This is a genomic window from Nocardia nepalensis (genome assembly GCF_048910785.1).
In the GTDB taxonomy this organism is placed as follows: domain Bacteria; phylum Actinomycetota; class Actinomycetes; order Mycobacteriales; family Mycobacteriaceae; genus Nocardia; species Nocardia nepalensis.
This window is the reverse complement of the sequence record NZ_JBKBET010000003.1, coordinates 450093-474217: the sequence shown is the minus strand read 5'-3', so window position 1 is coordinate 474217 and position 24125 is coordinate 450093. Positions and strand designations below refer to the sequence as shown.

At 65.2% G+C, this 24125-nt stretch carries 20 protein-coding genes and 2 tRNA genes; 12 read left to right on the top strand and 10 right to left on the bottom strand.

Annotated features, from left to right (window positions below):
• Positions 1–5: 5 nt before the first annotated feature.
• The 8 genes from ACHQ4I_RS02725 to rpmH form a co-directional block, all read right to left on the bottom strand.
• Positions 6–1034, bottom strand: a complete 1029-nt coding sequence (locus tag ACHQ4I_RS02725; protein WP_420770027.1) for a ParB/RepB/Spo0J family partition protein — start codon at positions 1032–1034, stop codon at positions 6–8.
• A 65-nt stretch (positions 1035–1099) separates the two neighbouring features.
• On the bottom strand, positions 1100–2053 hold the full coding sequence (locus tag ACHQ4I_RS02720; protein WP_420770180.1) for a ParA family protein: 954 nt from the start codon (positions 2051–2053) through the stop codon (positions 1100–1102).
• Positions 2054–2695: 642 nt separating this feature from the next.
• Positions 2696–3424 (bottom strand): 16S rRNA (guanine(527)-N(7))-methyltransferase RsmG, encoded by a 729-nt coding sequence (gene rsmG / locus ACHQ4I_RS02715; protein ID WP_420770026.1) that lies wholly within the window; start codon positions 3422–3424, stop codon positions 2696–2698.
• 117 nt (positions 3425–3541) lie between these two features.
• Positions 3542–4072, bottom strand: a complete 531-nt coding sequence (locus ACHQ4I_RS02710; RefSeq protein ID WP_420770179.1) for a Jag family protein — start codon at positions 4070–4072, stop codon at positions 3542–3544.
• Positions 4073–4216: 144 nt separating this feature from the next.
• Positions 4217–5305: a membrane protein insertase YidC gene (gene yidC, locus ACHQ4I_RS02705; protein WP_420770025.1), complete on the bottom strand. Its 1089-nt coding sequence runs from the start codon at positions 5303–5305 to the stop codon at positions 4217–4219.
• A gap of 4 nt (positions 5306–5309) precedes the next feature.
• On the bottom strand, positions 5310–5660 hold the full coding sequence (gene yidD, locus ACHQ4I_RS02700; RefSeq protein ID WP_354960264.1) for a membrane protein insertion efficiency factor YidD: 351 nt from the start codon (positions 5658–5660) through the stop codon (positions 5310–5312).
• Positions 5657–6088, bottom strand: a complete 432-nt coding sequence (gene rnpA / locus ACHQ4I_RS02695) for a ribonuclease P protein component (protein ID WP_420770024.1) — start codon at positions 6086–6088, stop codon at positions 5657–5659. Before rnpA ends, yidD begins: the two co-directional genes overlap by 4 nt.
• 21 nt (positions 6089–6109) lie before the next feature.
• Positions 6110–6253 (bottom strand): 50S ribosomal protein L34, encoded by a 144-nt coding sequence (gene rpmH, locus ACHQ4I_RS02690; protein ID WP_084483849.1) that lies wholly within the window; start codon positions 6251–6253, stop codon positions 6110–6112.
• Positions 6254–6871: 618 nt separating this feature from the next.
• Here rpmH and dnaA point away from each other — a divergent pair.
• The 11 genes from dnaA to ACHQ4I_RS02635 all read left to right on the top strand — a co-directional run bounded on the left by dnaA (position 6872) and on the right by ACHQ4I_RS02635 (position 20784).
• On the top strand, positions 6872–8854 hold the full coding sequence (dnaA, locus tag ACHQ4I_RS02685; RefSeq protein WP_420770023.1) for a chromosomal replication initiator protein DnaA: 1983 nt from the start codon (positions 6872–6874) through the stop codon (positions 8852–8854).
• An 839-nt stretch (positions 8855–9693) separates the two neighbouring features.
• Complete coding sequence (dnaN, locus tag ACHQ4I_RS02680; RefSeq protein ID WP_420770022.1) at positions 9694–10875, top strand: DNA polymerase III subunit beta; 1182 nt, start codon at positions 9694–9696, stop codon at positions 10873–10875.
• Between the two features lie 136 nt (positions 10876–11011).
• Positions 11012–12193, top strand: coding sequence for a DNA replication/repair protein RecF (recF, locus tag ACHQ4I_RS02675; protein ID WP_420770021.1), 1182 nt, complete (start codon positions 11012–11014; stop codon positions 12191–12193).
• 240 nt (positions 12194–12433) lie between these two features.
• Positions 12434–12982 carry a DUF721 family protein gene (locus tag ACHQ4I_RS02670; RefSeq protein WP_420770178.1) on the top strand — a complete coding sequence of 183 codons (549 nt, stop codon included), beginning with the start codon at positions 12434–12436 and terminating at the stop codon, positions 12980–12982.
• 435 nt (positions 12983–13417) lie between these two features.
• Entirely contained in the window at positions 13418–15472 is a 2055-nt protein-coding gene (gene gyrB, locus ACHQ4I_RS02665; RefSeq protein WP_420770020.1) for a DNA topoisomerase (ATP-hydrolyzing) subunit B, read from the top strand.
• Between the two features lie 47 nt (positions 15473–15519).
• Positions 15520–18042 carry a DNA gyrase subunit A gene (gene gyrA / locus ACHQ4I_RS02660; protein ID WP_420770019.1) on the top strand — a complete coding sequence of 841 codons (2523 nt, stop codon included), beginning with the start codon at positions 15520–15522 and terminating at the stop codon, positions 18040–18042.
• 39 nt (positions 18043–18081) lie between these two features.
• A complete protein-coding gene (locus ACHQ4I_RS02655; protein ID WP_420770018.1) occupies positions 18082–19137 on the top strand; it encodes a DUF3566 domain-containing protein in 1056 nt (351 codons plus the stop codon).
• 132 nt (positions 19138–19269) lie between these two features.
• Positions 19270–19343: transfer RNA gene (locus ACHQ4I_RS02650), tRNA-Ile, on the top strand.
• A 29-nt stretch (positions 19344–19372) separates the two neighbouring features.
• Positions 19373–19480, top strand: coding sequence for a DLW-39 family protein (locus ACHQ4I_RS02645; RefSeq protein ID WP_420770017.1), 108 nt, complete (start codon positions 19373–19375; stop codon positions 19478–19480).
• A gap of 25 nt (positions 19481–19505) precedes the next feature.
• Positions 19506–19578: transfer RNA gene (locus ACHQ4I_RS02640), tRNA-Ala, on the top strand.
• A 453-nt stretch (positions 19579–20031) separates the two neighbouring features.
• A complete protein-coding gene (locus ACHQ4I_RS02635) occupies positions 20032–20784 on the top strand; it encodes a hypothetical protein (RefSeq protein ID WP_420770016.1) in 753 nt (250 codons plus the stop codon).
• Positions 20785–20845: 61 nt separating this feature from the next.
• On the opposite strand, the gene ACHQ4I_RS02630 is transcribed toward ACHQ4I_RS02635, so the two are convergent.
• Entirely contained in the window at positions 20846–22090 is a 1245-nt protein-coding gene (locus ACHQ4I_RS02630; RefSeq protein WP_420770015.1) for a DUF1444 domain-containing protein, read from the bottom strand.
• A gap of 40 nt (positions 22091–22130) precedes the next feature.
• Entirely contained in the window at positions 22131–22841 is a 711-nt protein-coding gene (locus tag ACHQ4I_RS02625; protein ID WP_420770014.1) for a YoaK family protein, read from the bottom strand.
• Positions 22842–23006: 165 nt separating this feature from the next.
• Between ACHQ4I_RS02625 and ACHQ4I_RS02620 the strand changes: the two genes are divergently transcribed.
• Positions 23007–23948, top strand: coding sequence for an acyl-CoA dehydrogenase family protein (locus ACHQ4I_RS02620; protein WP_420770013.1), 942 nt, complete (start codon positions 23007–23009; stop codon positions 23946–23948).
• The last annotated feature ends 177 nt before the right edge of the window (positions 23949–24125 follow it).

Here is a 24125-nt window from a genome sequence, read left to right as displayed (position 1 = left end):
TTCTGTCACATGCCGGTCTGCTGCTGCTCCATCATGCCGACAATCCGCTCGAGGTCCTCGACCGAACCGAATTCGACGACGATCTTGCCCTTCCGCTTGCCGAGGCTCACGGTGACGCGAGTGTCGAAGGATTCCGACAACCGCTCGGCCACATCCTGCAGCCCTGGCATCTGAATCGGCTTGCGCCGTGCTGCCGGGGGAGTGGCCTTATCCGGATCCCGGTTCGCCAGGGTGACGGCTTCCTCGGTGGCCCGGACCGATAATCCCTCGGCGACGATGCGGGCGGCGAGCACCTCTTGGGCGTCGGCGCCTGCCTCGAGGCCGAGCAGCGCGCGGGCGTGTCCGGCGGAGAGAACACCGGCCGCCACCCGACGCTGCACCGGGATCGGCAATTTCAACAGGCGAATCATATTGGTCACGACCGGTCGAGATCGACCGATTCGCGAGGCCAATTCCTCATGGGTGACATCGAATTCCTCGAGCAGCTGCTGATAGGCCGCCGCCTCTTCGAGCGGATTCAGCTGCACCCGGTGGATATTCTCCAAGAGGGCGTCGCGCAGCATCGCGTCGTCCGCGGTCTCGCGGACAATGGCCGGAATCGCCGCGAGCCCGGCCTCCTGGCAGGCACGCCAACGACGCTCACCCATGACGATCTGATACTTGTCCACCCCCGGCTCCAGCCGACGCACCACGATGGGCTGCATCAGACCGAATTCCTTGATGGAGTGCACCAGCTCGGCGAGCGCCTCCTCTTCGAAGACGTGGCGCGGCTGCTTGGGATTCGGTTCGATGTGATCCGGGGGAATCTCGCGATAGCTCGCGCCGCCGTCCGACAACTGCTCATCGCTGGGGTCGGGGACCCGGTGCAGGAATGCCGATGCCGGTTGCGGTCCAATCGGATCGATGCCGATGACGACATTGGCCGCGGCACTGCCGAGACCCGGCGTGGCACCGAGACCCGGTGTGGCCGCTGGCCCCGTCGGAATCAATGCGGCAAGCCCGCGGCCTAGACCGCCCTTCTTCGCCTGAGTCATCGGTTACCGACCCTTTCTTCGTTCGCCACCACGCTGAACCCGATCAATCACGTGATCCCACTGGATCATTGCGCGCGCTCTGCCGCACCGGGCCGGACCACCGACCGCGCGGCCATCTCACGACCGGCGTCCAGATAGCTCATCGCGCCCCGGGAGCCTGGATCATAATCGAGCACCGTCATGCCGTAGCCCGGCGCCTCGGAGACCTTCACGCTGCGGGGGATCACCGACTTGAGCACCACATCACCGAAGTGCCCGCGCACCTCCTCGGCGACCTGGTCGGCCAGCTTGGTCCGGCCGTCGTACATCGTGAGGATCACGGTGGAGACGTGTAGCTCGGGGTTCAGATGCGCCTGCACCAGACCGATATTGCGGAGCAGCTGCCCGACACCCTCCAGCGCGTAGTACTCGCACTGGATCGGGATCAGCACCTCCTTGGCCGCGACGAGCGCGTTGACGGTGAGCAGACCCAGCGACGGCGGGCAGTCGATCATCACGTAGTCGATGTCGTACCCGGCGATATTGGCCTCCTGGATGGCGGCCTTGAGTCGCCCTTCCCTGGCGACCATGGAGACCAATTCGATCTCCGCACCGGCCAGATCGATGGTGGCCGGAATGCACAGCAGGCGCTCGTTGTGCGGACTCTGCTGGATCGCATCCTTCACCGACACCTCGCCGATGAGAAGTTCGTAGCTCGACGGGATGCCCGAGTGATGTTCGATGCCGAGGGCGGTGCTGGCATTGCCCTGGGGATCGAGGTCGATCACGAGAACCGTCATCCCGGTATGCGCCAGGGCGGCCGCGAGATTCACGGCAGTTGTCGTCTTACCGACGCCACCCTTCTGATTGGCGATGGTGATGATCCGTTGCTCGTGCGGTTTCGGCACTGTCACCTTTCCTGGATGCAATATCTGGCTCGCGCGTTGGGCTTCGGCCGCTATCGGGGTCTCGCTGGGGGAGATGTGCCCGAACGGTGTGCTTCCGAATGCCTCCGCATCGAAGGTGCTGGAGTCCAGCATCCCCGGCACGCGCGACGTCGTTTCCCGTGAAACATTCGCCGGACCGCTCGACATAGACAGCTCCTAACGCGAGAACCTCAGATCACGTGCGCCCGACCGAATTCGGCGCCGTGTCATCAATAGCTGTGTCGGATCGAACATGATGCTCAATCGGGACCGCGGCGCCCGATCGACCGAGCGGAGCTCTCGCCGCCGCTGTGACACCCACATCCCTACCGTGGCACCAACGCTCACGCCCGACGCTCACTAGCTTGCCAGCACTGAGCTCGATTAGAAAGCTGAATCGCGGCGACGCGCAAAGGACACGCAAATCTGGCAACGAATCACACTGTCGCGCACAAGATTGGTGCGCCCAATTCGCTGTTTCACATGAAACATGCAGTCCCGGATCGACACCGGGATCCTGTTTCACATGAAACATCGGCCGCATCTCTGCGTCTCCACCGTCTATCCACGAGTGTCGCGGCGCCACAACGCCGGGCGCTCTCGTGCCCAATGAGCCTGGCGCAATGCGGATCATCGATTTCCCCACACGATGGCACCAGGTTCGAAACGTCACGTGAAGTTTGGCGCCGGAGTCGCCCCGAGTCGGGGCACACGAGTCGCTGTTTCACATGAAACATTGCCGCGAATCGGACGCTGCTACTTCGACTTCCGTGCCGACTTGCCCGCGCGCCGGGAGGGACGCTCGCCTCGCGGCAGCCGCTCGGCGCTGATCACCAGAGTGGGGGTGGAGACGAGTCCGGCACCGCATTCGAGAACGGCCGCATTCCCCGCACCCGCCTTCGCCAGCGCCTCCCCATCGCGCTCGAGTTCCTCGGCCGCGCTGACTCCCTTCAACGCGAGCATCCGACCGTGGTCGCGCAGGAGGGGGAGGGACCACTGCGCCAGCTTCGCCAGCGGGGCGACCGCGCGGGAGGTCACCACATCCGCGCCGCCCGCCTCTTTCAGCACGCCCGACTGCTCGGCCCGCCCGCGCACCACGGTGACGTCGAGACCGGCCGCCTCGATGAACTCGCTCAGGAAGATGGTGCGGCGCAGGAGCGGCTCGACCAAGGTGATCCGGAGGTCCGGGCGAGCGATCGCCAACGGGATTCCGGGCAGCCCGGCGCCGCTTCCGATATCGACCACCGTCACGCCCTCGGCCATGAGCTCACCGACCACCGCACAGTTGAGGATGTGCCGATCCCAGAGCCGCGACACCTCGCGAGGGCCGATCAGGCCGCGCTCGACTCCGGCAGTGGCGAGCGCGGCGCAATACCGGCGCGCGAGATCTAGTCGAGCCCCGAACACCACCGCGGCAGCGGCCGGAGGCTCCAGCTCATCCGGCAACGCGGTGATTCCACCGAGATCTCGTTCCACGTGAAACATCCTTCCGAACTCGAGTCGTTCAGGGCGGCGATGAGGCAGGGGAGGGGACAGCATCCGAGACATGAAGAGGGCCCCCGGTCCGAAGACCAGAGGCCCTATCCAATCACAGCGCGGAATTCAGGAAGGCACCACGACAACGTGCCGGTTCGGCTCGACGCCTTCGCTCTCGCTACTGACGCCGTCGACGGCCGCAACGGCGTCGTGCACGATCTTGCGCTCGAACGGAGTCATCGGCGCCAGCGGCTCCGGCTCACCCGATTCGAGCACCCGCTGCGCGGCGGCCGTGCCGAGCGCGCTCAACTCCGAGCGACGCTTGGCGCGCCAGCCCGCCACATCCAACATCAGCCGACTGCGCACGCCGGTGGCCTGCTGGACCGCCAGGCGGGTCAGTTCCTGAAGCGCGTCGAGTACTTCACCGTTGCGGCCAACCAGCTTCGAGAGATCGCGGCCGCCATCGATGCTCACGATCGCGCGGTCACCCTCGACGTCGAGATCGATATCGCCATCGAAGTCGAGCACATCGAGCAACTGCTCGAGGTAGTCGCCCGCGATTTCACCCTCTTCGATCAGGGCTTCCTCGGCATCGTTCGCGGCGTCGGCGGCTTCGGTCCCAGCATCGGCGTCGCGACCGGCCGCGTCGTTAACCATCGTCGTCGCCACTGTGGCGTCCCCTCCGTCGGTTTCAACAGTCATTTGATTTCCTTCATCTGCTCATCGCGCGCGACCGGCGACCGACGCCGATCGGAGAACGCGAACAGGGGTTGCTCAGAGATCCCGCAGGCGCGCGATGGTTCAGCGCCGTCGCTTCTGGTTGGGTCGCCCACGGTTGCCCGGTCGCTTCTGACCGCCCGAGCGCCGCTGCCCCGCCTTGGTCGGAGCCTTCGCGGTGCCATTCGTCGAAGGTGCCGCATCGACGGCGGCATCGGATTCGGCGTCGACGGGCCCGGCCTCTGACGCCGACTGCTTCTTCTTGACATTGACCGGCTTTGCACCCGGCTTCGGCGCGTTCTGCGCGCGCTGCTCCAACTTCTGCTGCTTCTTGAGTTCGTCTTCCTTCGCCATGCGGCCGAAGACGAGGTGCTGCTGTCCGTAGGTCCAAATGTTATTGGAGACCCAGTAGAGCAGGATGGCGATCGGCAGGAACGGACCACCGACGAGCACGCCGAGCGGGAAGACCCAGAGCGCGAGCTTGTTCATCATGGCCGACTGCGGGTTGGCCGCGGCCTCCGGACTCTGCCGCGCGACCGAGGCGCGCGCGTTGAAGTGCGTTGCCAGACCGGCGATCACCATCAGCGGGATGGAGACCAGCGCGATGCTCAGCTTGGTCGGCACGCCGCCGTAATCGGCGAACGCCTGCAGCTGGCTCGGCGGGCTGGTGATGTAGGCCGAGATGGGTGCACCGAAGATGCGCGCGCTCAGGAACGACTGGACGTCGGTGGCGCTGAAGATGTAGTTCGGCGTGTGCGCGTTGTCGTAGACGGACATGCCGAGCTGGCCGATGCCGGTACCGGTGCGGTTGAACGAACGCAGCACATGGAACAGACCGAGGAAGACCGGCACCTGCGCCAGGATCGGCAGGCAGCCCATCAACGGGTTGAAGCCGTGGTCCTTCTGTAGCTTCTGCATCTCGGTCGCCATCTTCTGGCGATCGTTCTTGTACTTCTTCTGCAGCTCCTTGATCTGGGGCTGCAGCTCCTGCATCTGCTTGGTGGTGCGCACCTGCTTGACGAACGGCTTATAGAGCACCAGGCGCAGCGTGAACACCAGGAACACCACGGCCAGGGCCCAGGTGAGTCCGTTGTCCGCGCCGAACGCGAACCCGAAGACCCGATGCCAGAACCAGAGGATCCAGGACACCGGGTAATAGATGAAGTCGAGCACGGCTCTATGCACTCCCGTCGTTCGTGTCGCCGATCACCGCGCGCGGTGATCCTTTACAAGCGTGTGGCGCCGACTCCGGGTCGGCGGCTGCCTCGTTCCGTCCGCGCTTCTTGCGCTCCGGAACGGGGTCCCACCCACCAGGGTGCCAGGGTGCGCATTTCGCCAATCGCACGACCGTCAATCCGAGGCCGACGAACAGGCCGCGGGTGCGTAACGCGGTCACCGCGTATTCGCTACAGGTCGGGGTAAAACGGCACACCGGCAGGCGCATGGGGGAGACGTACGTTCGGTACAGCTCGATCAGGAAAATCACCGTGTTCGCGGGAAGTCGAGCAACGGTGGCGCGAGCACTCATCCCGCACCGGCCACGGTAGCCGATGGGCGGGCGATATCGAGCTTGCGCAGCGCGCCACGCAGCTGGCGGAGCAATTCCGCCGAATCCGCGGTCGCGGCGCCGGGCAGGGCGCGGATCACGATGTCGGCATCGGCGGGCAGTTCGGCGATCACCTGGCCGCACATATGACGCAGGCGGCGGGCGACGCGGTGTCGAATAACCGCGTTGCCCACCGCCTTGCTGACAATCAATCCGAACCGTGGACCGCCCACGCGGACCAACGATCCGGCCATCGCCGCATCGCTGTGTCGTCCACTCCCGCCCATGACTCCGTCATACCCGTGCACGAGCGCATGTACGACCAGATCTCGCCTCCCGATTCGCTGGCCGCGGCGCACCGTCCGGGAGAAGTCGGCACGATGATGCAACCGATACGGCTCAGGCAACACCCGAGCGTCCGAGAGCGAGGATCAGGCAGTAAGGGACTTGCGGCCCTTGCTGCGACGCGCGGAAACGATGGCGCGACCAGCGCGGGTGCGCATCCGGAGACGGAAGCCGTGGACACGCGCCCGACGACGGTTGTTCGGCTGGAACGTCCGCTTGCCCTTGGCCACGGTCAACACTCCTCGAGTAGGTGGGCACCGTTCGGCGCCCAAAGCTTGTCAGTGATACGTCTGTGCGCGATGAATCGCGAGGTGGTCATCATCGATGCGCGTCGGTCCTGGCGCACGAGGTCGATTACGACCTGACACGGTCAGCACAAGACCGCCACCGCACCAAGGGGTGACTGTACGAGGGTACTGATCGGCAAAGTGCGGGTCAAACTCGGCCCACCTGTCCGATACCCGCTCGCGAGCCGGGCCACGAGTCACACATCCTGGGTATAACCGTGAGTTCGTCCACACCCCTAGCCGTCGCCCGCCACACCCACTACGGTGCATAGCCAGACGATTGCTGCAGAACCGCAGGTCCAGGCCATATAACGGCGGAGCGTGACCTCGTTTCACATTTCCCCAGGGTTCTCCACATCTGTGGATAATTGTGTGGAAAGACCCCTGGAGTGGCATATTCGTAGGGCCGACGGTGCCACGCCGCCGCCCGGATGGGGGACCCGGGCAGCGTCCGAACCGGTTACGGACGTACGCGGAATCACAACATCGACCCATCCACGGTTGATACTCCGCATGCCCCGACCGTCTGCTCCTATCGCCTACTTCCGGGGAGGAAACTGCATGGACGACGAGCAGAACGTGTTGGCCACGGTGTGGCCCGAGGTGGTCGCCGAGCTCACCACCGGCTCAGCCGATGGTGCCATCCCGCCGGTGTCGCGGGCACAGCAGGCCTGGCTCAAACTGGTCAAGCCGCTGACCGTGGCACAGGGCTTCGCCTTGCTCTCGGTGCCGTCGTCGTTGGCCCAGGAGGCCATCGAACGCGATCTGCGTGAACCCATCCTGCGTTCTCTCGGCCGCCGTCTGGGTCCCCAGGTCGAGGGCCTCGGCGTCCGGATCGCCGCACCGGCCACCCAGCCGACCGAGCGCCCCGGCAATAATCCGCGCCACGCCAGAATGACGAGTCGACCCGAGCGCGGCCGGGACAGCGGCCGCGGCCCGGCCGGATACCCCGCCCCCGACTATCCCGGACGCGCGGATTATTCACCGCCGCGTTATGCACAGCCCAGCGACTTCCCGGCCGCACCGGAGTACTCGGGCGGACCCGAATATTCGGCGGCACCGGACTACGAGTCCGTACCCGAGTTCGCCGGCGCGCCGGAGTACCTGCCGGTGCCCGGATACGAAGCGGCCAGGGAGTACCCGACCGACGAATACCCGACCCGCGGCGATTACCCGGGCCAGGTCAATGGCGAACGACAGGATGCGCCGCCCCCGCCCCGCCGGGAATCCGGACTGCCGCCACGGCGCGATTCGGTGCCGCCCGGACAGGAATCGCTGTTCAACCCGGAGCCGGCACCGGAGCCGGGGCGCGGTCAGGGCCGCGCGCCGATGCGCGAATCTGCGCCCATGCGCGAGGCTCGGCCGAACGGCGATCCGGCGATCGCGGCCGCGCACGAATCGGTCCGCGAGCCGATCTCGGACAACTCACACGACGACGAACCGGTCGTCAACGTCCGCAACTCGTGGCCCACCTACTTCACCAAGTCACAGGAGAACCCGGCCCCGTCGAACTCCTCGGCGAGCCTGAACGCGAAGTACACCTTCGAGACGTTCGTCATCGGCGCCTCCAACCGCTTCGCGCACGCCGCGGCGGTGGCCATCGCGGAGGCGCCGGCGCGTGCCTACAATCCGCTGTTCGTCTGGGGCGCGTCGGGTTTGGGCAAGACCCATCTGCTGCACGCGGCGGGCCACTACGCCCAGCGGCTGTTCCCCGGCATGCGGGTGAAGTACGTCTCGACCGAAGAGTTCACCAACGACTTCATCAACAGCCTGCGCGACGACCGGAAGGTGGCCTTCAAGCGCCGCTACCGCGAGACCGACATCCTGCTGGTCGACGACATCCAGTTCATCGAGGGTAAGGAAGGTATCCAGGAGGAGTTCTTCCACACCTTCAATACCCTGCACAACGCGAATAAGCAGATCGTGGTGTCCTCGGACCGGCCGCCCAAGCAGCTGGCCACCCTGGAGGAGCGGCTGCGGACCAGGTTCGAATGGGGCCTGATCACCGATGTGCAGCCGCCGGAGCTGGAGACGCGCATCGCGATCCTGCGCAAGAAGGCGCGGATGGACCGGCTCGACGTCCCGCACGACGTGCTGGAGCTGATCGCCAGCCGGGTCGAACGCAATATCCGCGAGTTGGAGGGTGCGCTGATCCGGGTGACGGCCTTCGCGTCGTTGAACGGCCAGCCGCTGGATCTGCCGCTGGCCGAGGTGGTCTTGCGCGATCTCATGCCCGATACCGCGACGCTGGAGATCAACGCGGCGACGATCATGGCCGTCACCGCCGAATACTTCAACACCACGCTCGAGGAGCTGACCGGGCCGGGTAAGGCCCGCCCATTGGCCCAGGCCCGGCAGATCGCCATGTATCTGTGCCGCGAACTGACGGATCTATCGCTACCCAAGATCGGTCAGGCCTTCGGTCGCGACCACACCACGGTCATGTACGCGGAGAAGAAGGTGCGCAAGGAGATGACCGAGCGGCGGCGCGTGTACGACCAAGTGCAAGAACTAACAGCCCGGATTAAACAGCGTTCGCGCTGATCGGCACTAACACCCTCAGCACCGCCCCTGACCTGGGGCGGTGCTTTTTTGTGCCCTGTGGAGTCCTCGAGGAATTCTTGTGGAGTCCTCGAGGAAACTCCGAGTTGTGCACCGGTTCGTCCACAGGCTGTGCGAGTGCCCTCGGATCCGTCGCTAACAGGGGTGGAATCAACAGAGTCCACAGCCATCGCCATCCACAAGCTCTGACCAGCGATGGTCTCGGTCAGCGGCTTGTGGAATCCTCGAGGAGTCCGTGTGGAGTCCTCGAGGATTCCTCGAGCTGTCCACGATTCGGTGCACATGTGTGAACAACCCGGTAAATCCGGTGGAACAACTCGAGGAGCGCTCGAGGATGAATGGTGGACAAACCGGGAACGTCCACAGCCCCCACCCGTTCATCCTCGAGTCACCCAGCAGTCATCCCCACGGCACCACGCCCCCGGACCTGCGGATTCGGCCGCAGTCCACAGATTCCACAGTGCCTACTACTACTTCAGTTCTTCTTCTTGAAGATCTCTCTTCAAAACAGGGTGTGTGGAAAGTCGATCGATGAGCATCGGCATCCGAGCCACTCGCCGAGACGGGCAAGGAGAAGCGGGGGCGACCATCCGTGCGATCGCCCGCGCCTTCATCTCCTTGCTCCACTAATCGGTGGACCGGTCATGTTCGCTACACATAACAACCGGAGGGTCGGACTAGGTTCAGCTGCTCAGGACGAGTACGGTTCAATGTCGGTCGCCTATGCCACACTTTCAGGGCGGCCATACAGCACCCTTTTTCGAGAATCAACGCTGACGAGCCGACAGAGATCACGGAACCGGGAGAGGACAGATCGGGCAATGGAGCTGGCGAGCATGAAGTTTCGGGTCGCCCGAGAGGATTTCGCCGAGTCCGTTGCATGGGTGGCACGCAGCCTCCCGTCGCGGCCTCCGGTTCCCGTACTCGGTGGCGTACTGCTCGTGGCGGGTGAGGACGGACTCACCGTCTCCGGCTTCGACTACGAGGTCTCCGCGCAGATGCGGGTCGCGGCCGAGGTCGCCGGTCCCGGCGAGGTGCTCGTCTCCGGCCGACTGCTCGCCGATATCACCAAGGCGCTGTCCAATAAGCCCGTCGATGTCGCCATCGACGGCACCCGTGTGCTGATCACCTGTGGCAGTGCGAAATTCTCGCTGCCCACCATGCCGGTCGAGGACTATCCCCAGCTGCCCGAGGTGCCGCAGCAGACCGGTGAGCTGAGCGTCGAGGTCTTCGCCGAGGCGGTCGGTCAGGTCGCGGTCGCCGCCGGACGCGACGACACCCTGCCGATGCTCACCGGCATCCGGGTCGAGATCGAGGGTCCGCAGGTCGTGCTCGCGGCCACCGACCGATTCCGGCTGGCGGTCCGGCACATCGAATGGCAGCCCGCCCGCACCGATATCGAGACCTCGGTGCTGATTCCGGCCCGGACGCTGTCGGAGGCCGCGAAGACACTCGGCCCGTCGGATGCTCCCGTACAGCTCTCACTCGGCACCGGCAGCGGTGCGGGCTCGGACGGTCTGCTCGGCATCGTGAACGCGGGCCGCCGGACCACCACCCGGCTGCTCGACGCGGAATTCCCCAAGTTCCGCCAATTGCTCCCCAAGGAGCACACCTCGATCGCCACCCTTCCGGTCGCCACACTGACCGACGCCATCAAGCGCGTCGCCTTGGTCGCCGAGCGCGGAGCCCAGGTGCGTCTGGAGTTCACCGACGAGGGCCTGCTGCTCTCGGCGGGTGGTGACGACGCCGGACGCGCCGAGGAGTGGCTGGAGGCCGAATTCCGCGGTGAGGCACTGACCATCGCGTTCAATCCGGGCTACCTCATCGACGGTCTGTCCGCGCTGCACTCCGACCGGGTCACCTTCGGCTTCACCACACCGAGTCGCCCCGCGGTGCTGCTGCCCGCCAGCGACGAGGAGCCCAAGGTGACGGAGTCGGGTGCCTTCGCCGCGCTGGAGAGCCCCTACATCTACCTGTTGATGCCGGTTCGGCTGCCGGGCTGAACATCGGCGGCAATGCGATTTATCCACAGTTCGTCCACAGACAGTGGATGGACCACAAGATGTTGTGGTTTGCCGCCCTTTCGTCGCGGACCGCGACGAAAAACGGCGATGACGACGGCCGGAGCGGAGTAGACGGGTGTTCATCCGGACGCTGTCTCTGCGCGAGTTCCGTTCCTGGGAGCACGCCGAGCTCGAATTATCCCCAGGCCGAACGGTTTTCCTCGGCGCCAACGGCAACGGTAAGACGAACCTGCTCGAGGCGATCGGCTATCTTGCCACCTTGGGCTCGCATCGGGTCGCCGCCGACGCACCGCTGATCCGCATCGGCGCGGACCGCGCCAGAATCGGGGCGACCGTCGTGAACGCGGGCCGGGAGCTGCGCGTCGATATCGAACTGAATCAGGGCGCCGCGAATCGCGCCCAGATCAACCGATCGCCGGTGCGCAGACCACGGGAGATTCTCGGCATTCTGCAGACGGTGCTGTTCGCGCCGGAGGATCTCGCGCTGGTCCGGGGCGATCCGGGCGAGCGTCGGCGCTTCCTCGACGAGTTGTGCACAACCCGGCTGCCGCGTTTGGCCGCCGTCCGCGCCGACTACGACCGGGTAGTGCGACAGCGTTCGGCCTTGTTGAAATCCGCTGGGCGACAGGCACGCTCGAAGGCGGAACTGAGCACCCTCGACGTATGGGACGGACATCTGGCGACCCATGCCTCGATCCTGCTCGCCCAACGGCTGCGGCTGGTACACGACCTGTATCCCTATCTCGCACAGGCGTACTCGTCGATCGCGCCCGAATCGCGTCCGGCCGCGATCGGCTATCGCAGCGCGAGCCTGCCATCGGAGTTCCTGGATCCGGTGCGCGCACCGCAGCCCGATGACGTCGAGGCGCTGGAGGCGAATATGCTGCGCGAATTGGCGGCGGCGCGACCGAAGGAGTTGGAGCGCGGCGTCTGCCTGATCGGCCCGCACCGCGATGACCTGGATCTGATGCTCGGCACCGCACCCGCGAAAGGCTTTGCCAGCCATGGTGAGTCGTGGTCGTTCGCGCTGGCCCTGCGGCTCGCGGCCTTCGAACTGCTGCGCGCGACCGGTGCCGAACCGGTGCTGCTGCTCGATGATGTCTTCGCCGAACTCGATCGCCGCAGACGCACGGCACTCGCCGAGGTCGCCGCCGGCGCCGAACAAGTACTGATCACCGCCGCGGTCCCCGAGGACGTGCCTGCGGAACTCTCCGCGGTTCCGCTCAGGGTGGAGACGAATGGCGGCGCGGACTGCCGTATCTCCCGGATCGCCGAAAGCCCCACCGCGACCGCCTGATCCGCGACGTCTGTCCCGACCTGACGTCACCGGGTCTTTTCGTGCGGCTGCTCTGTAAGATCACCCGCGAATGCGTTGCAACGCCGTGGCTACCGACGCATCAACTGATTTCGTATGAACATGGGTTACTCGCCGGGTACGTCCAGAACTCGTCGCGCATCCAGCCGTCGGTCCGGTGATCATGGTTCGAGGCACCTACGACCGGCTAAAGATTCGGGGAGGCGGACCGTGAGCGATCAAATGGAGTCGAGTGCTTCCGCATCGGATCCGGAACCGGAGCTGCGCGGCATCGATCTGGCGCGGCGCGCACTCGAGGAGGCACGGGCGGCCGCCAAGGCGAGCGGTAAATCGGTGGGACAGGGTCGGGCGTCGCCGCGTCGGCTGCGCACCGGAGCTCGCCGCCGCACCGGCTGGTCGGGCGCGCGGCCCGATGACCGTGACCCGCAACTGCTTTCGAGCCTGGCCGGTGCCATCGCGAAGAATCGGGGCTGGTCGGCCAAGGTCGCCGAGGGCATGGTCTTCGGCCGCTGGGCCGGTGTGGTCGGCGAGGACATCGCCTCCCATGCGACGCCGATGACTTTGAAGGACGGTGTGCTCAGCATCGCCGCCGAATCCACGGCATGGGCCACCCAGCTCCGGATGCTGCAAGGGCAGATCCTGGCGAAGATCAATGCGGCGGTGGGGCAGGGCGTGGTCACGTCGCTGAAGATCACCGGTCCGGCCGCGCCGAGCTGGCGCAAGGGTGAGCGACACATCAAGGGCCGAGGTCCACGGGACACCTACGGATAACCCCGTTGTCCGAGGCCGTTCCACGTGAAACCCCTCCGACCGGACAACTGATTTCGTGAGAACATGGGTAACTCATCGGGCACGACCAAGACTCGGCCAGATACTCGACCGCCGGTCCGCGACGAAACCCTCGATTCACTCACCGGTCGGCAAAAGGCTCGGGGAGGCGGAATGGCGGACTCAAACAGCGTCGAGGCGGAGCGGACCCGTGTCCGACCGATTTCTCGCATCCACGGAGTCGTTAGGGGTGTCGTAGGTGCATTGTGGCTTGGGTCTACCAGTAGGATGGTGGGGTAACTAGCGGCGAACCTTTTGGCGCGTTCCGCACAGCCCGCGCGTGGACCCGTATTTCATGACCAGAAATCTGAACCGGGGCCCCACGTGTGCTGTCTGATGCTGCGCCAAGGATCAGCAAGTAAGGAGAGCTACCGACCAGTGGCTGCCAAGGACTCCAACGCATCGGGCTCGACCAACGCGACATCGGGCAAGCAGGACTACGGTGCCTCCTCCATCACGGTTCTGGAAGGCCTCGAGGCGGTTCGCAAGCGCCCGGGCATGTACATCGGCTCCACCGGCGAGCGCGGCCTGCACCACCTGGTCTGGGAGGTCGTCGACAACTCCGTCGACGAGGCGATGGCCGGATATGCCACGCGTGTCGATGTCACCCTGTTGGCCGACGGCGGCGTCGAGGTCGTCGACGACGGACGCGGTATCCCCACCGATATGCACACCCAGGGCATCCCGACCATCGAGGTCGTCATGACCCAGCTGCACGCCGGCGGCAAGTTCGACTCCGAGTCCTATGCGGTGTCCGGCGGTCTGCACGGCGTCGGCATCTCGGTGGTGAACGCGCTGTCCACGCGCCTCGAGGCCGATATCAACTACGGCGGCTATCACTGGACCCAGGAGTACAAGGACGCCAAGCCCGGCAAGCTGATCCAAGGCGAGCCGACCAAGCGCACCGGCACCACGATCCGCTTCTGGGCCGATCCGGACATCTTCGAGACCACCGTCTACAACTTCGAGACGGTCTCGCGCCGGCTGCAGGAGATGGCGTTCCTGAACAAGGGCCTCACCATCACGCTGACCGACGAGCGGGTCAGCGACTCCGATGTGACGGAAGAGGTGGTCAGCGAAACCGCCGAGGCGCCCAAGCACGCCGACCCGAACGCACCCGACGCGCCGGTCGAGCACAAGGTGAAGACGCGGACTTACCACTACCCGGGTGGTCTGGAGGACTTCGTCCGGCACATCAACCGGACCAAGCAGGCCATCCACAACTCCGTCGTGGCGTTCACCGGCAAGGGCACCGGGCATGAGCTCGAGGTCGCGATGCAGTGGAACTCCGGCTACTCGGAGTCGGTGCACACCTTCGCCAACACCATCAACACCCATGAGGGCGGCACCCACGAGGAGGGCTTCCGCGCGGCGCTCACCACGGTGGTCAACAAGTACGCCAAGGACAAGAAGCTGATCAAGGAGAAGGACGGCAATCTAACGGGTGACGATATCCGTGAGGGCCTGGCCGCCATCGTCAGCGTGAAGGTCTCCGAGCCGCAGTTCGAGGGCCAGACCAAGACCAAGCTCGGCAATACCGAGGTCAAGTCCTTCGTGCAGCGCACCTGCAACGAGCACCTGTCGCACTGGTTCGAGGCCAATCCGGCCGATGCGAAGACCATCGTGAACAAGGCGGTTTCCTCGGCGCAGGCCCGGGTCGCGGCGCGTAAGGCGCGCGAGTTGGTGCGCCGCAAGAGCGCCACCGACCTCGGCGGCCTGCCGGGCAAGCTGGCCGACTGCCGGTCCAAGGATCCGAGCAAGTCCGAGATCTACATCGTGGAGGGTGACTCCGCCGGTGGCTCGGCGAAGTCCGGCCGCGACTCGATGTACCAGGCGATCCTGCCGCTGCGCGGCAAGATCATCAATGTCGAGAAGGCCCGCATCGACCGCGTCCTCAAGAACAACGAGGTGCAGTCGATCATCACCGCCTTCGGCACCGGCATCCACGACGAATTCGATATCGCCAAGCTGCGGTATCACAAGATCGTGCTGATGGCCGACGCCGATGTGGACGGCCAGCACATCTCGACGCTGCTGCTGACGCTGCTGTTCCGCTTCATGCGTCCGCTGGTCGAGCACGGGCACGTCTACCTCGCGCAGCCGCCGCTGTACAAGCTCAAGTGGCAGCGGTCCGATCCGGAGTTCGCCTACTCCGATCGCGAGCGCGACGGCCTGCTCGAGGCCGGCCTCGCCGCGGGCAAGAAGATCAACAAGGACGATGGTGTCCAGCGCTACAAGGGTCTCGGCGAGATGAACGCCAAGGAACTCTGGGAGACCACCATGGATCCCTCGGTGCGGGTACTGCGTCAGGTCACCCTGGACGATGCCGCCGCGGCCGACGAGCTGTTCTCCATCCTGATGGGTGAGGACGTCGAGGCGCGTCGCAGCTTCATCACCCGCAATGCCAAGGACGTTCGCTTCCTCGACGTGTAACCGGCGTGACGCGTATTTCCACGTCCGGTGCCAAAGGAGACTTTTAGATGACTGAAACCACCCTGCCACCCAACGGCGGAGCGGGTGACCGGATCGAGCCGGTCGATATCCAGAACGAAATGCAGAGCAGCTACATCGATTACGCGATGAGCGTGATCGTCGGCCGCGCGCTACCCGACGTCCGCGACGGCCTCAAGCCGGTGCATCGTCGCGTGCTCTACGCGATGTACGACAACGGCTACCGGCCCGACCGCGGCTATGTGAAGTCCGCCCGCCCGGTCGCCGAGACCATGGGTAACTACCACCCGCACGGTGACGCCTCGATCTACGACACCCTGGTCCGCATGGCCCAGCCGTGGTCGCTGCGCTATCCGCTGGTCGACGGCCAGGGCAACTTCGGTTCCCGTGGCAACGACGGCGCGGCCGCCATGCGGTACACCGAATGCCGCCTGACCCCGCTGGCAATGGAGCTGCTGCGCGAAATCGACCACGAGACGGTCGATTTCACGCCGAACTACGACGGCCGCTCGCAGGAGCCGACGGTTCTCCCCAGCCGGGTGCCCAACCTGTTGATGAACGGCAGCAACGGCATCGCGGTCGGTATGGCGACCAATATCCCGCCGCACAACCTCAACGAGTTGGCCGAGGCGGTCTACTGGGCGCTGGAGAACTACGAGGCCGATGAAGAGGCGACCCTCGCCGCCTGTATGGAGCGGGTCAAGGGTCCGGACTTCCCGACCTACGGCCTCATCGTCGGTGGTCAGGGCATCAACGACGCCTACACCACCGGCCGCGGCTCGATCCGCATGCGCGGTGTGGTCGAGATCGAAGAGGACAACCGCGGTCGCACCACGATCGTCATCACCGAGCTGCCCTACCAGGTCAACACCGACAACTTCATCAACTCCATCGCGGAGCAGGTGAAGGACGGCAAGATCGCGGGCATCTCCGATATCCACGACGAGTCCTCCGACCGCGCCGGTATGCGGATCGTGGTCACCATCAAGCGCGATGCCGTGGCCAAGGTGGTGCTGAACAACCTCTACAAGCACACCCAGCTGCAGACCAGCTTCGGCGCCAACATGCTCTCGATCGTGGACGGCGTGCCGCGCACGCTGCGCCTGGATCAGATGATCCGGCTCTACGTCGAGCACCAGTTGGACGTCATCGTGCGGCGCACCCGCTACCTGTTGCGCAAGGCCGAGGAGCGGGCCCACATCCTGCGCGGCCTGGTCAAGGCGCTGGACGCGCTCGACGAGGTCATCGCGCTGATCCGGCGTTCTGCCAATACCGATACCGCGCGCACCGGCCTGATGCAGTTGCTCGATATCGATGAGATCCAGGCCACCGCCATCCTCGATATGCAGCTGCGCAGGCTGTCCGCCCTGGAACGCCAGAAGATCGTCGACGATCTGGCCAAGATCGAGGCCGAGATCGCCGACCTCAAGGACATTCTCGAAAAGCCCGAGCGGCAGCGCGCGATAGTGCGCGACGAACTGGCCGAGATCGTCGAGAAGTACGGCGACGAGCGGCGCACCAAGATCGTGGCCAGCGACGGCGATATGGCCGATGAGGATCTCATCGCCCGCGAGGACGTGGTCGTCACCGTCACCGAGACCGGCTACGCCAAGCGCACCAAGACCGACCTGTACCGCAGCCAGAAGCGCGGCGGTAAGGGCGTGCAGGGTGCGGGTCTCAAGCAGGACGACATCGTCAAGCACTTCTTCGTCAGCTCCACGCACGACTGGCTGCTGTTCTTCACCAATAAGGGCCGGGTCTACCGCGCCAAGGCCTACGAACTGCCCGAGGCCAGCCGGACCGCGCGCGGTCAGCACGTGGCGAACCTGCTGGCATTCCAGCCGGACGAGAAGATCGCCCAGATCATTCAGATCAAGGGCTACGAGGACGCCCCGTATCTGGTGCTCGCCACCAAGAACGGCCTGGTGAAGAAGTCGAAGCTCTCCGATTTCGACTCCAACCGCAGCGGCGGCATCGTCGCGGTGAACCTGCGCGACGACGACGAACTGGTCGGCGCCGTGCTGTGCTCGGCCGACGACGATCTGCTGCTGGTTTCGGCGCGCGGCCAGTCGATCCGGTTCTCCGCCACCGACGAGGCGCTGCGTCCGATGGGTCGTGCCACCTCCGGTGTGCAGGGCATGCGGTTCAATGCCGACGATGAACTGTTGTCGCTCAACGTGGTTCGTGCCGACACCTATCTTCTGGTGGCGACCTCCGGTGGCTACGCCAAGCGGACCGCGATCGAGGAGTACACCCCACAGGGTCGCGGCGGTAAAGGTGTATTGACTATCCAATACGACACCAAGCGTGGCACCCTGGTCGGTGCGCTCATCGTCGACGACGAGGATGAGTTGTATGCGATCACGTCCGGAGGTGGAGTTATCCGGACGGCGGCGAAGCAGGTTCGTAAAGCTGGACGGCAGACCAAGGGCGTGCGATTGATGAACCTCGCCGATGGCGATACGTTGCTTGCTATCGCGCGCAATGCCGACGAACCAGACCCTGATTCGATCGTCGGCGGAGACGATGACACCGGTTCCTCTGAGCAGTAACCCCACAGCGGCGGCAACGAACGGATCTAAGGATTCCCATTGACCACTCCGAATCAGCCGAACGACGAGCGGCACCAGACGAACGGTGTAACCGAACGGATCGCACCGTCACCGATTCCGCCTCGGCCGATCCCACGGCCCGTCGCCTCGGCCGAGAACGGCCAGCCGGTTGGCGCGCCGGGAGGTGCCCAGCCGCACGAAATGCACGGCCAGCAAGGCGAAGTCGCGTTCAAAGCGCCGGAGCCTTCCGGTGCCGACGGAGCCGAAGCGAAAAAGGATGCCGGTGATTCCGCGGGCAACGGCCAGTCGCCTTTCCAGGAGGGCTGGTCGCAGTTGCCGCAGCGCGAACCGCAGTCGAACCTGTACCGCCCCGGGCAGTCGCCGGTGACCGGTCGTCCGAACTCCACCGGCGGTGGGCTCGGTCCTGGTCCCGGTCCTGGCCTCGGTGGTAGTGGCACCGGCGGTGGCGGTGGCCTCGGTAGCGCCGGTCTCGGCGGCGGGAATGCCCGCACCACAGCGGATCTCGCGGCCAAGGCGGCTCGCAAGGAAGCGGCGATGGTGAAATCCGTCGGCATCGACGGACCGACCCGCAGCATCGCCCGTCCGGAACTGATCAAGGACATGCCGGACCTGTCCGAGATCCGGCACCCGCTACCGGTCGAAACCCCGGGCCCGCAGGCCGCACCGGTCTCGCCAGCGGTTCCGGTCGCCGTCGCGGCGGCGGTCGCCTCGGGTGAGCCACTGCGGGCGACGGTGCAGATCCGCCGGATCGACCCCTGGTCGACCCTGAAGATCTCGCTGGTGATCAGCGTGGCCATGTTCTTCGTGTGGATGCTCGCGGTCGGTCTGCTCTACATCGTGCTCGAGGGCATGGGTGTGTGGGAGCGGCTCAACAGCACCTTCACCGATATGGTCTCCTCCGACAGCGGTTCGGTCGGATTGGTCGACGCCGGTTCGGTCTTCGGCTACGCGGGCGTCATCGGGTTGATCAATGTGGTGCTTTTCACTGCCTTGGCGACCGTCGGCGTCTTCATCTACAACCAGTGCTGCGACCTAGTCGGCGGCATCCAGGTGACCCTGGCCGACCCCGACTAACACGGTTTCCACACGGCCGGCCACTGTCCTCGCGCAGGGCGGTGACCGGCCGTTTTGGTCATCGGCGGGAGGGTAAGGTAATCTCGTGCCTCGGTTCGGTTAGCAGCTCCGGCGGGTACCCGAACGAGATGAGGGCCTATAGCTCAGGCGGTTAGAGCGCTTCGCTGATAACGAAGAGGTCGGAGGTTCAAGTCCTCCTAGGCCCACTCCCGAACATCACAGTAGGGTGGGAATCATGAAAATTCTTCTCACGGTCGGTGTCGTGGTCGCGGTTCTCGTCGGAATCACCAAACTGCGCAAGCGCGACGATGCGGACCTGTGGCACGAAGTCACCACCCGCTAATTCTGTCTTCGGACAGCAGGGATTCGGGGCCTTAGCTCAATTGGCAGAGCACTGCCTTTGCAAGGCAGGGGTTAGGGGTTCGATTCCCCTAGGCTCCACTCGATCGAAGGCGTGTCCCGCTCGGCGGGCACGCCTTCGCTGTGTTCGATCATCGTCGTATTTTGTGGGGGCCGAGCCCCCACACCCCAGCCGGGGGCAAGCCCCCGGACCCCCGATCCGACCGTCATTTTGTGCGGTGACGTCACCGCACAAGGTGTTCGGGTTGTGAAAGCGTTAGGTCCACTCGTTGAAGAAGCCGCAGGTCGTTGACCTGTGGCTTCGTTGTTGTGTGGCATTGCGCGAACACGTTGCGGAGGTTCGGCCATCCACCCGCCTCGGGTTTGTGTCCGAGCGCTCCAGGGCCGTCGACGCCCGCCGCGCTCCGGACTGACGGTCCGTGTCGCGGGAGTAGACGCTCGCCAGGTAGCCGATTATCGAGTGGTAGGCGCTGATCAGCTCTGGGATCATCGGGGCCAGCGTTCGACATTGGTGCCGGTGGGAGGAAATCGCGGATGGCCACGGTGCGGCGGTTCTGGATCGAATTCGACCCGCAGGAGTGCTCCGAGGCACGATTCTGGCAGGGCGTCGGTGTGACTGGATTCGACGTGCGGGATTGCTTGTCGATGGTGGCGGATCTGGTCCCCGACGAACTGTTGCCACCCGTGCGCCGAATTACGGTCGACATCTCACTGGCCGAGCCACTGCCGGTGAATCCTCCCCATCTCGGAGTCCCGGTGTGGCGCGGCGTGTGGTATCCACCCGTGAACCTCGGAATCGGGCCGACCCGCGGCATCGACCGAAGAGGCGCGCCCCGCGACTACCCGACACCTGTCACAGCATCACGCCGCCGAGTGCGGGCCAGCGAGACCCTGCGCACGAAGACCAAGTGGTGGGACGAAATCCCGCATATCGATGGTCTGCTGTGGCCGCTGGTGGACATGCACCGCGCCGAGCGCCGCGGCGGAATGCGGCATTACGCCCCGGCGCTGCGCGCCTTCTGCGCCGCGGATCCGACCTTCGGGGGCATGGTGCGCGAAGCCCTCGACTACACGATCGCGTGGCGCCCGACACCGGAGGAATGGTTCGATCCGACCGAAACCAGGTTCGCCGATCAGCGGGAACTGGACGAGTACCTGCGAGCCTTCCGCGACTATCTGTTCGGAACTCGCCCGGAGCCGATCTACCCTCCAGGCAGCGAACGGCTTTCACTCGACGCGAAACCACTACTGCCCGAGGACGATCGGCCCTCGGTCCCATGGCAGTAACGGAATCTCTTGCTCATCAACAGCTTCGAGTGACGCGATGGGCGGTGGGGCCGGGCTCGAGTCACAGGGTGACCGAGGCCTGCTTCAACTGGGTGAGCATTGTTTCGTCGGGCCAGAAGCGGGCTTCGAAGCGGATGGGGGACATGGCGGGAATCGGTGTGAGGCCGGTTATTTCGAGGGCTGCGGTGAGCGGGACGGTGCAGATGACAACGGCGTTGTTGTCGGTATCGGTGCTGGCGAACATGATGTAGTCGGCGGCGGGGAGTAGGTAGTCGACGCCTTTGCCCCAGACGGTGTAGGAGTAGGGCTGGTTGTTGGTGCCCGCGACGTTCAATTCGCCGACGATGGCCATGTCCAGGCCGTAGCCGGTGAATTCGAGATCGCGCTTCAGTGCCTTGTCGAGCCACTCGGCCTGGGCGGCGTATTCCCAGAGCGCCAGCTGGTATCCGGCGCGAACCGCGGTGTGGTGCTGGGCATGCGGGCCGGCTCGGTCGAAGGGCACCACGGTGTCGTCTTCGTCGAGGGTGTAGCCCTGGGGGGAGAGGCGGTGGCGTGCGTTGACGTACTGTTCCTCGACTTGGCGGTAGATGCGAGCGAGCAGGTGTGGGATGTCGGGGACCACGATGAGGGTGTTGATGTCGGGTACGAAGGCCACCGGGCGGCGGCCGCTGTAACGCTGGCGGAAGGTTGCCAGCCAGCCGGGTGCCAGTGGCCACGAGGTGATGTAGCCGCTGCCCTCGTCGTCGTTCAGGCTGAGGATGGCGTTGCCGCGTGGATTATGGGGCTGCGCAATCGTTTCCAGATTTTCGCGGGCGGTCGCGAAGATCTCGTCGGCCGAGACCGGCCATCCCTCCAGTATCGAGTTGTTGACGATGGTTCGGGAGTTCGGCAGGTCGATCGCGACCAACTCGTCGACGAACGGGAATGCCGGGCGACTGACCCACCGCGCGGCTTCGTGGGTGACCAACGGCTTGCGGTGCAGCAGATCGTCGAGCCCCGCTTGTTTGTAGGTGGCCGAACGCAGAATCGGGCGCAGTAGCGGACGAGCTTGCGCCCAGGTGGGCAGGTATCCGAGTTCGTCGCCGCCCAACATCGCCAGAAACCGCTTGATCCGGGCCGCGCGTCGCGGACCGGAAAGGCGAATAGCGTCGTGATACACATTGCCGAGTCCGATCTCGGATCTGTCGGCGAGCTCGATACGGAACGCCTCGGCGTCGTACCCGGCGACCTCTTTGCCGAGGTCGGCCAGATGCCGCAGCACAAGTGTCGCAAAGTGTTCCGGCGTCAGCTCATCGAAACTCCCCACCGGACAACCGTATCCGCCGACTCGACGGCGCGCACAGCGGTCAGCTGGTCGCTGGCGGGCCGTGCCGGTCCTGGTGCAGGTAGGTGTAGCCGGTGGTGATGAGGCACACCACGGTGGCGGTGATGAGCATGGCCCAGCCGGCCACCAGAAGGCTCAGCAGGCCGCCGAGCAGGGCACCGGAGCAGAAGGCGGTGTAGAGCAGGAAGTAACCGAGCCAGTCGGCGTAATCGCCGCCGCTGATGTGGCGTTCGATGCCCTGGCCCATTTTGACGAGCGTTCCGGTGACGTAGCTGAGGGGCACCGAGACCTCGCCGTCCTTGACGAAAGAGGTGTTGAGGGCGCCGACGCCGAAGGCAACCAGCAGGATCGGGATCAGGTCGATATTCGTGGCGTTCGTCAGCCAGTAGATGATGGCGTCCAGTATCGATGCCGCGGCCAGGCTGAGTGTGGTGAGCAGGGTCGGGCCGTGCGGATGCCCGGACCAATAGCGCCTGCGACACCACGAGGCGACCACCACCCCGGTGAGGAACGACACCATCAGAAAGGCGGCGGCGACGGCCAGATCCGGTTCGTCGTGGAAATAGCCGAGGACGGATCGCTCGGTATTGCCGGTCATGAAGGTGACGAAGTAGCCAGCGGTATGCGTGAAGGCCGCGGCACCGATGAGACCGGCCAGCGCAGCGAGTACCCACGATAGCCGCGCCTCGGCGTTGTACAGCCGCTTTCTGCGCGCTAGATCCGGTTTCGTCACTGGTCGGGCTCCTCTTGGCGGACGACGACTCAGTGATACCCGGTGTTTCTGAGATTCCGCTGACGCATCGCCGAGGGGTTGGCTGAGGATTGCCGGATGATCGCGGAACGGCCGCTGAGGTTTCGACGCGTGAGCAGGCATCCGATTCTCGGTTAGCGTGCACGGGTGGACTCTGTGTTCGACTATCTGCTGACCGAGGTGCTCGATCCGACACCCCTCGAGACCATCACCGATGCGTGGACCCGGCATCGGGTGGCCGCCGAGCGATTCGATACGACGGTGGATATCGCCATCGCCGGTGGATTCGGTGCGGACCGACTGGGTTTCGCATTCCTGTCCGGATATCAGCAGGCGCTGCGCGCCTTGCTGCCCGACCTCGCGGCCGATGAGTTGGTCGCGGTCTCGGCCACCGAGGCGGGCGGCGCGCATCCGTCCGCGATCCAGACCAGGCTGACCGAGACCGACGACGGCTGGCAGGTGGACGGCACGAAGACCTTCACGACTTTGGGGATCCTGGCGCGGCGATTGTTGGTGATCGCCAGCGCGGGCGCGGCGGCGGATGGGCGCAACCGGTTGCGTGCGGTGCTCGTCGACGCGGGACAGCCCGGCGTGCACGTGACGAATCTGCCCCCGATACCTTTCGCACCCGAAATCCCGCACGCCACGGTGACCTTCGCGGGTGCGGTGGCCGAGGTGCTGCCCGGGGACGGGTATTCGGACTACCTCAAACCGTTTCGCACCATCGAGGACGTACACGTACTCGCGGCCACGCTCGGCTGGCTGGTGCGGGTCGGGCGAGAGTCCGGCTGGCCGCGGGCGGTGCTGCAGCGGTTGCTCGCGGCGGTGGCCTTCGTACGTGGCCTGGATATGGATCGGCCGACCGCGCCCGGCGGGCATATCGCATTGGGCGGGGCGTACGAATTCTTCGAGTGGGTGCTGGCGGAGCTGGAGCCGCTCTGGGCCCAGGCCGATCCGGTCACCCGTGAGCGGTGGGATCGGGATCGTCGACTGCTTGCGACGGCGGGAAAGGTACGGGCGCAACGGTTGACGGCGGCCTGGCAATCGCTGGGCATCGAGGATTTTCCAGCGGTGCCGACGGATAGCTGAGCCGGATTTCGACCTGCCCCAGAAATGGGGAGCGGGCCTCGGCGAAGGGGGGGAGTTAGCCGAGGCCCGCGTAAGGTCGGCCCGGGGGGGAGGGGCCGACGTGAATGATCCTACGCGATGATCCGGGATTGTGTGTGCGTGGCGATCGCCACTTTCCAAGATTTTTTGGGTCGGCTT

Bases quoted from the DNA above. Each gene is read 5' to 3' on its own strand.
- ACHQ4I_RS02725 (WP_420770027.1), bottom strand. From the start codon at position 1,034: ATGACTCAGGCGAAGAAGGGCGGTCTAGGCCGCGGGCTTGCCGCATTG.
- ACHQ4I_RS02710 (WP_420770179.1), bottom strand. From the start codon at position 4,072: ATGGTTAACGACGCGGCCGGTCGCGACGCCGATGCTGGGACCGAAGCC.
- ACHQ4I_RS02670 (WP_420770178.1), top strand. From the start codon at position 12,434: ATGGAGTCGAGTGCTTCCGCATCGGATCCGGAACCGGAGCTGCGCGGC.
- rsmG (WP_420770026.1), bottom strand. From the start codon at position 3,424: ATGTTTCACGTGGAACGAGATCTCGGTGGAATCACCGCGTTGCCGGAT.
- dnaN (WP_420770022.1), top strand. From the start codon at position 9,694: ATGGAGCTGGCGAGCATGAAGTTTCGGGTCGCCCGAGAGGATTTCGCC.
- ACHQ4I_RS02720 (WP_420770180.1), bottom strand. From the start codon at position 2,053: ATGCTGGACTCCAGCACCTTCGATGCGGAGGCATTCGGAAGCACACCG.
- yidD (WP_354960264.1), bottom strand. From the start codon at position 5,660: ATGAGTGCTCGCGCCACCGTTGCTCGACTTCCCGCGAACACGGTGATT.
- dnaA (WP_420770023.1), top strand. From the start codon at position 6,872: ATGGACGACGAGCAGAACGTGTTGGCCACGGTGTGGCCCGAGGTGGTC.
- ACHQ4I_RS02635 (WP_420770016.1), top strand. From the start codon at position 20,032: ATGGCCACGGTGCGGCGGTTCTGGATCGAATTCGACCCGCAGGAGTGC.
- gyrA (WP_420770019.1), top strand. From the start codon at position 15,520: ATGACTGAAACCACCCTGCCACCCAACGGCGGAGCGGGTGACCGGATC.
- ACHQ4I_RS02645 (WP_420770017.1), top strand. From the start codon at position 19,373: ATGAAAATTCTTCTCACGGTCGGTGTCGTGGTCGCGGTTCTCGTCGGA.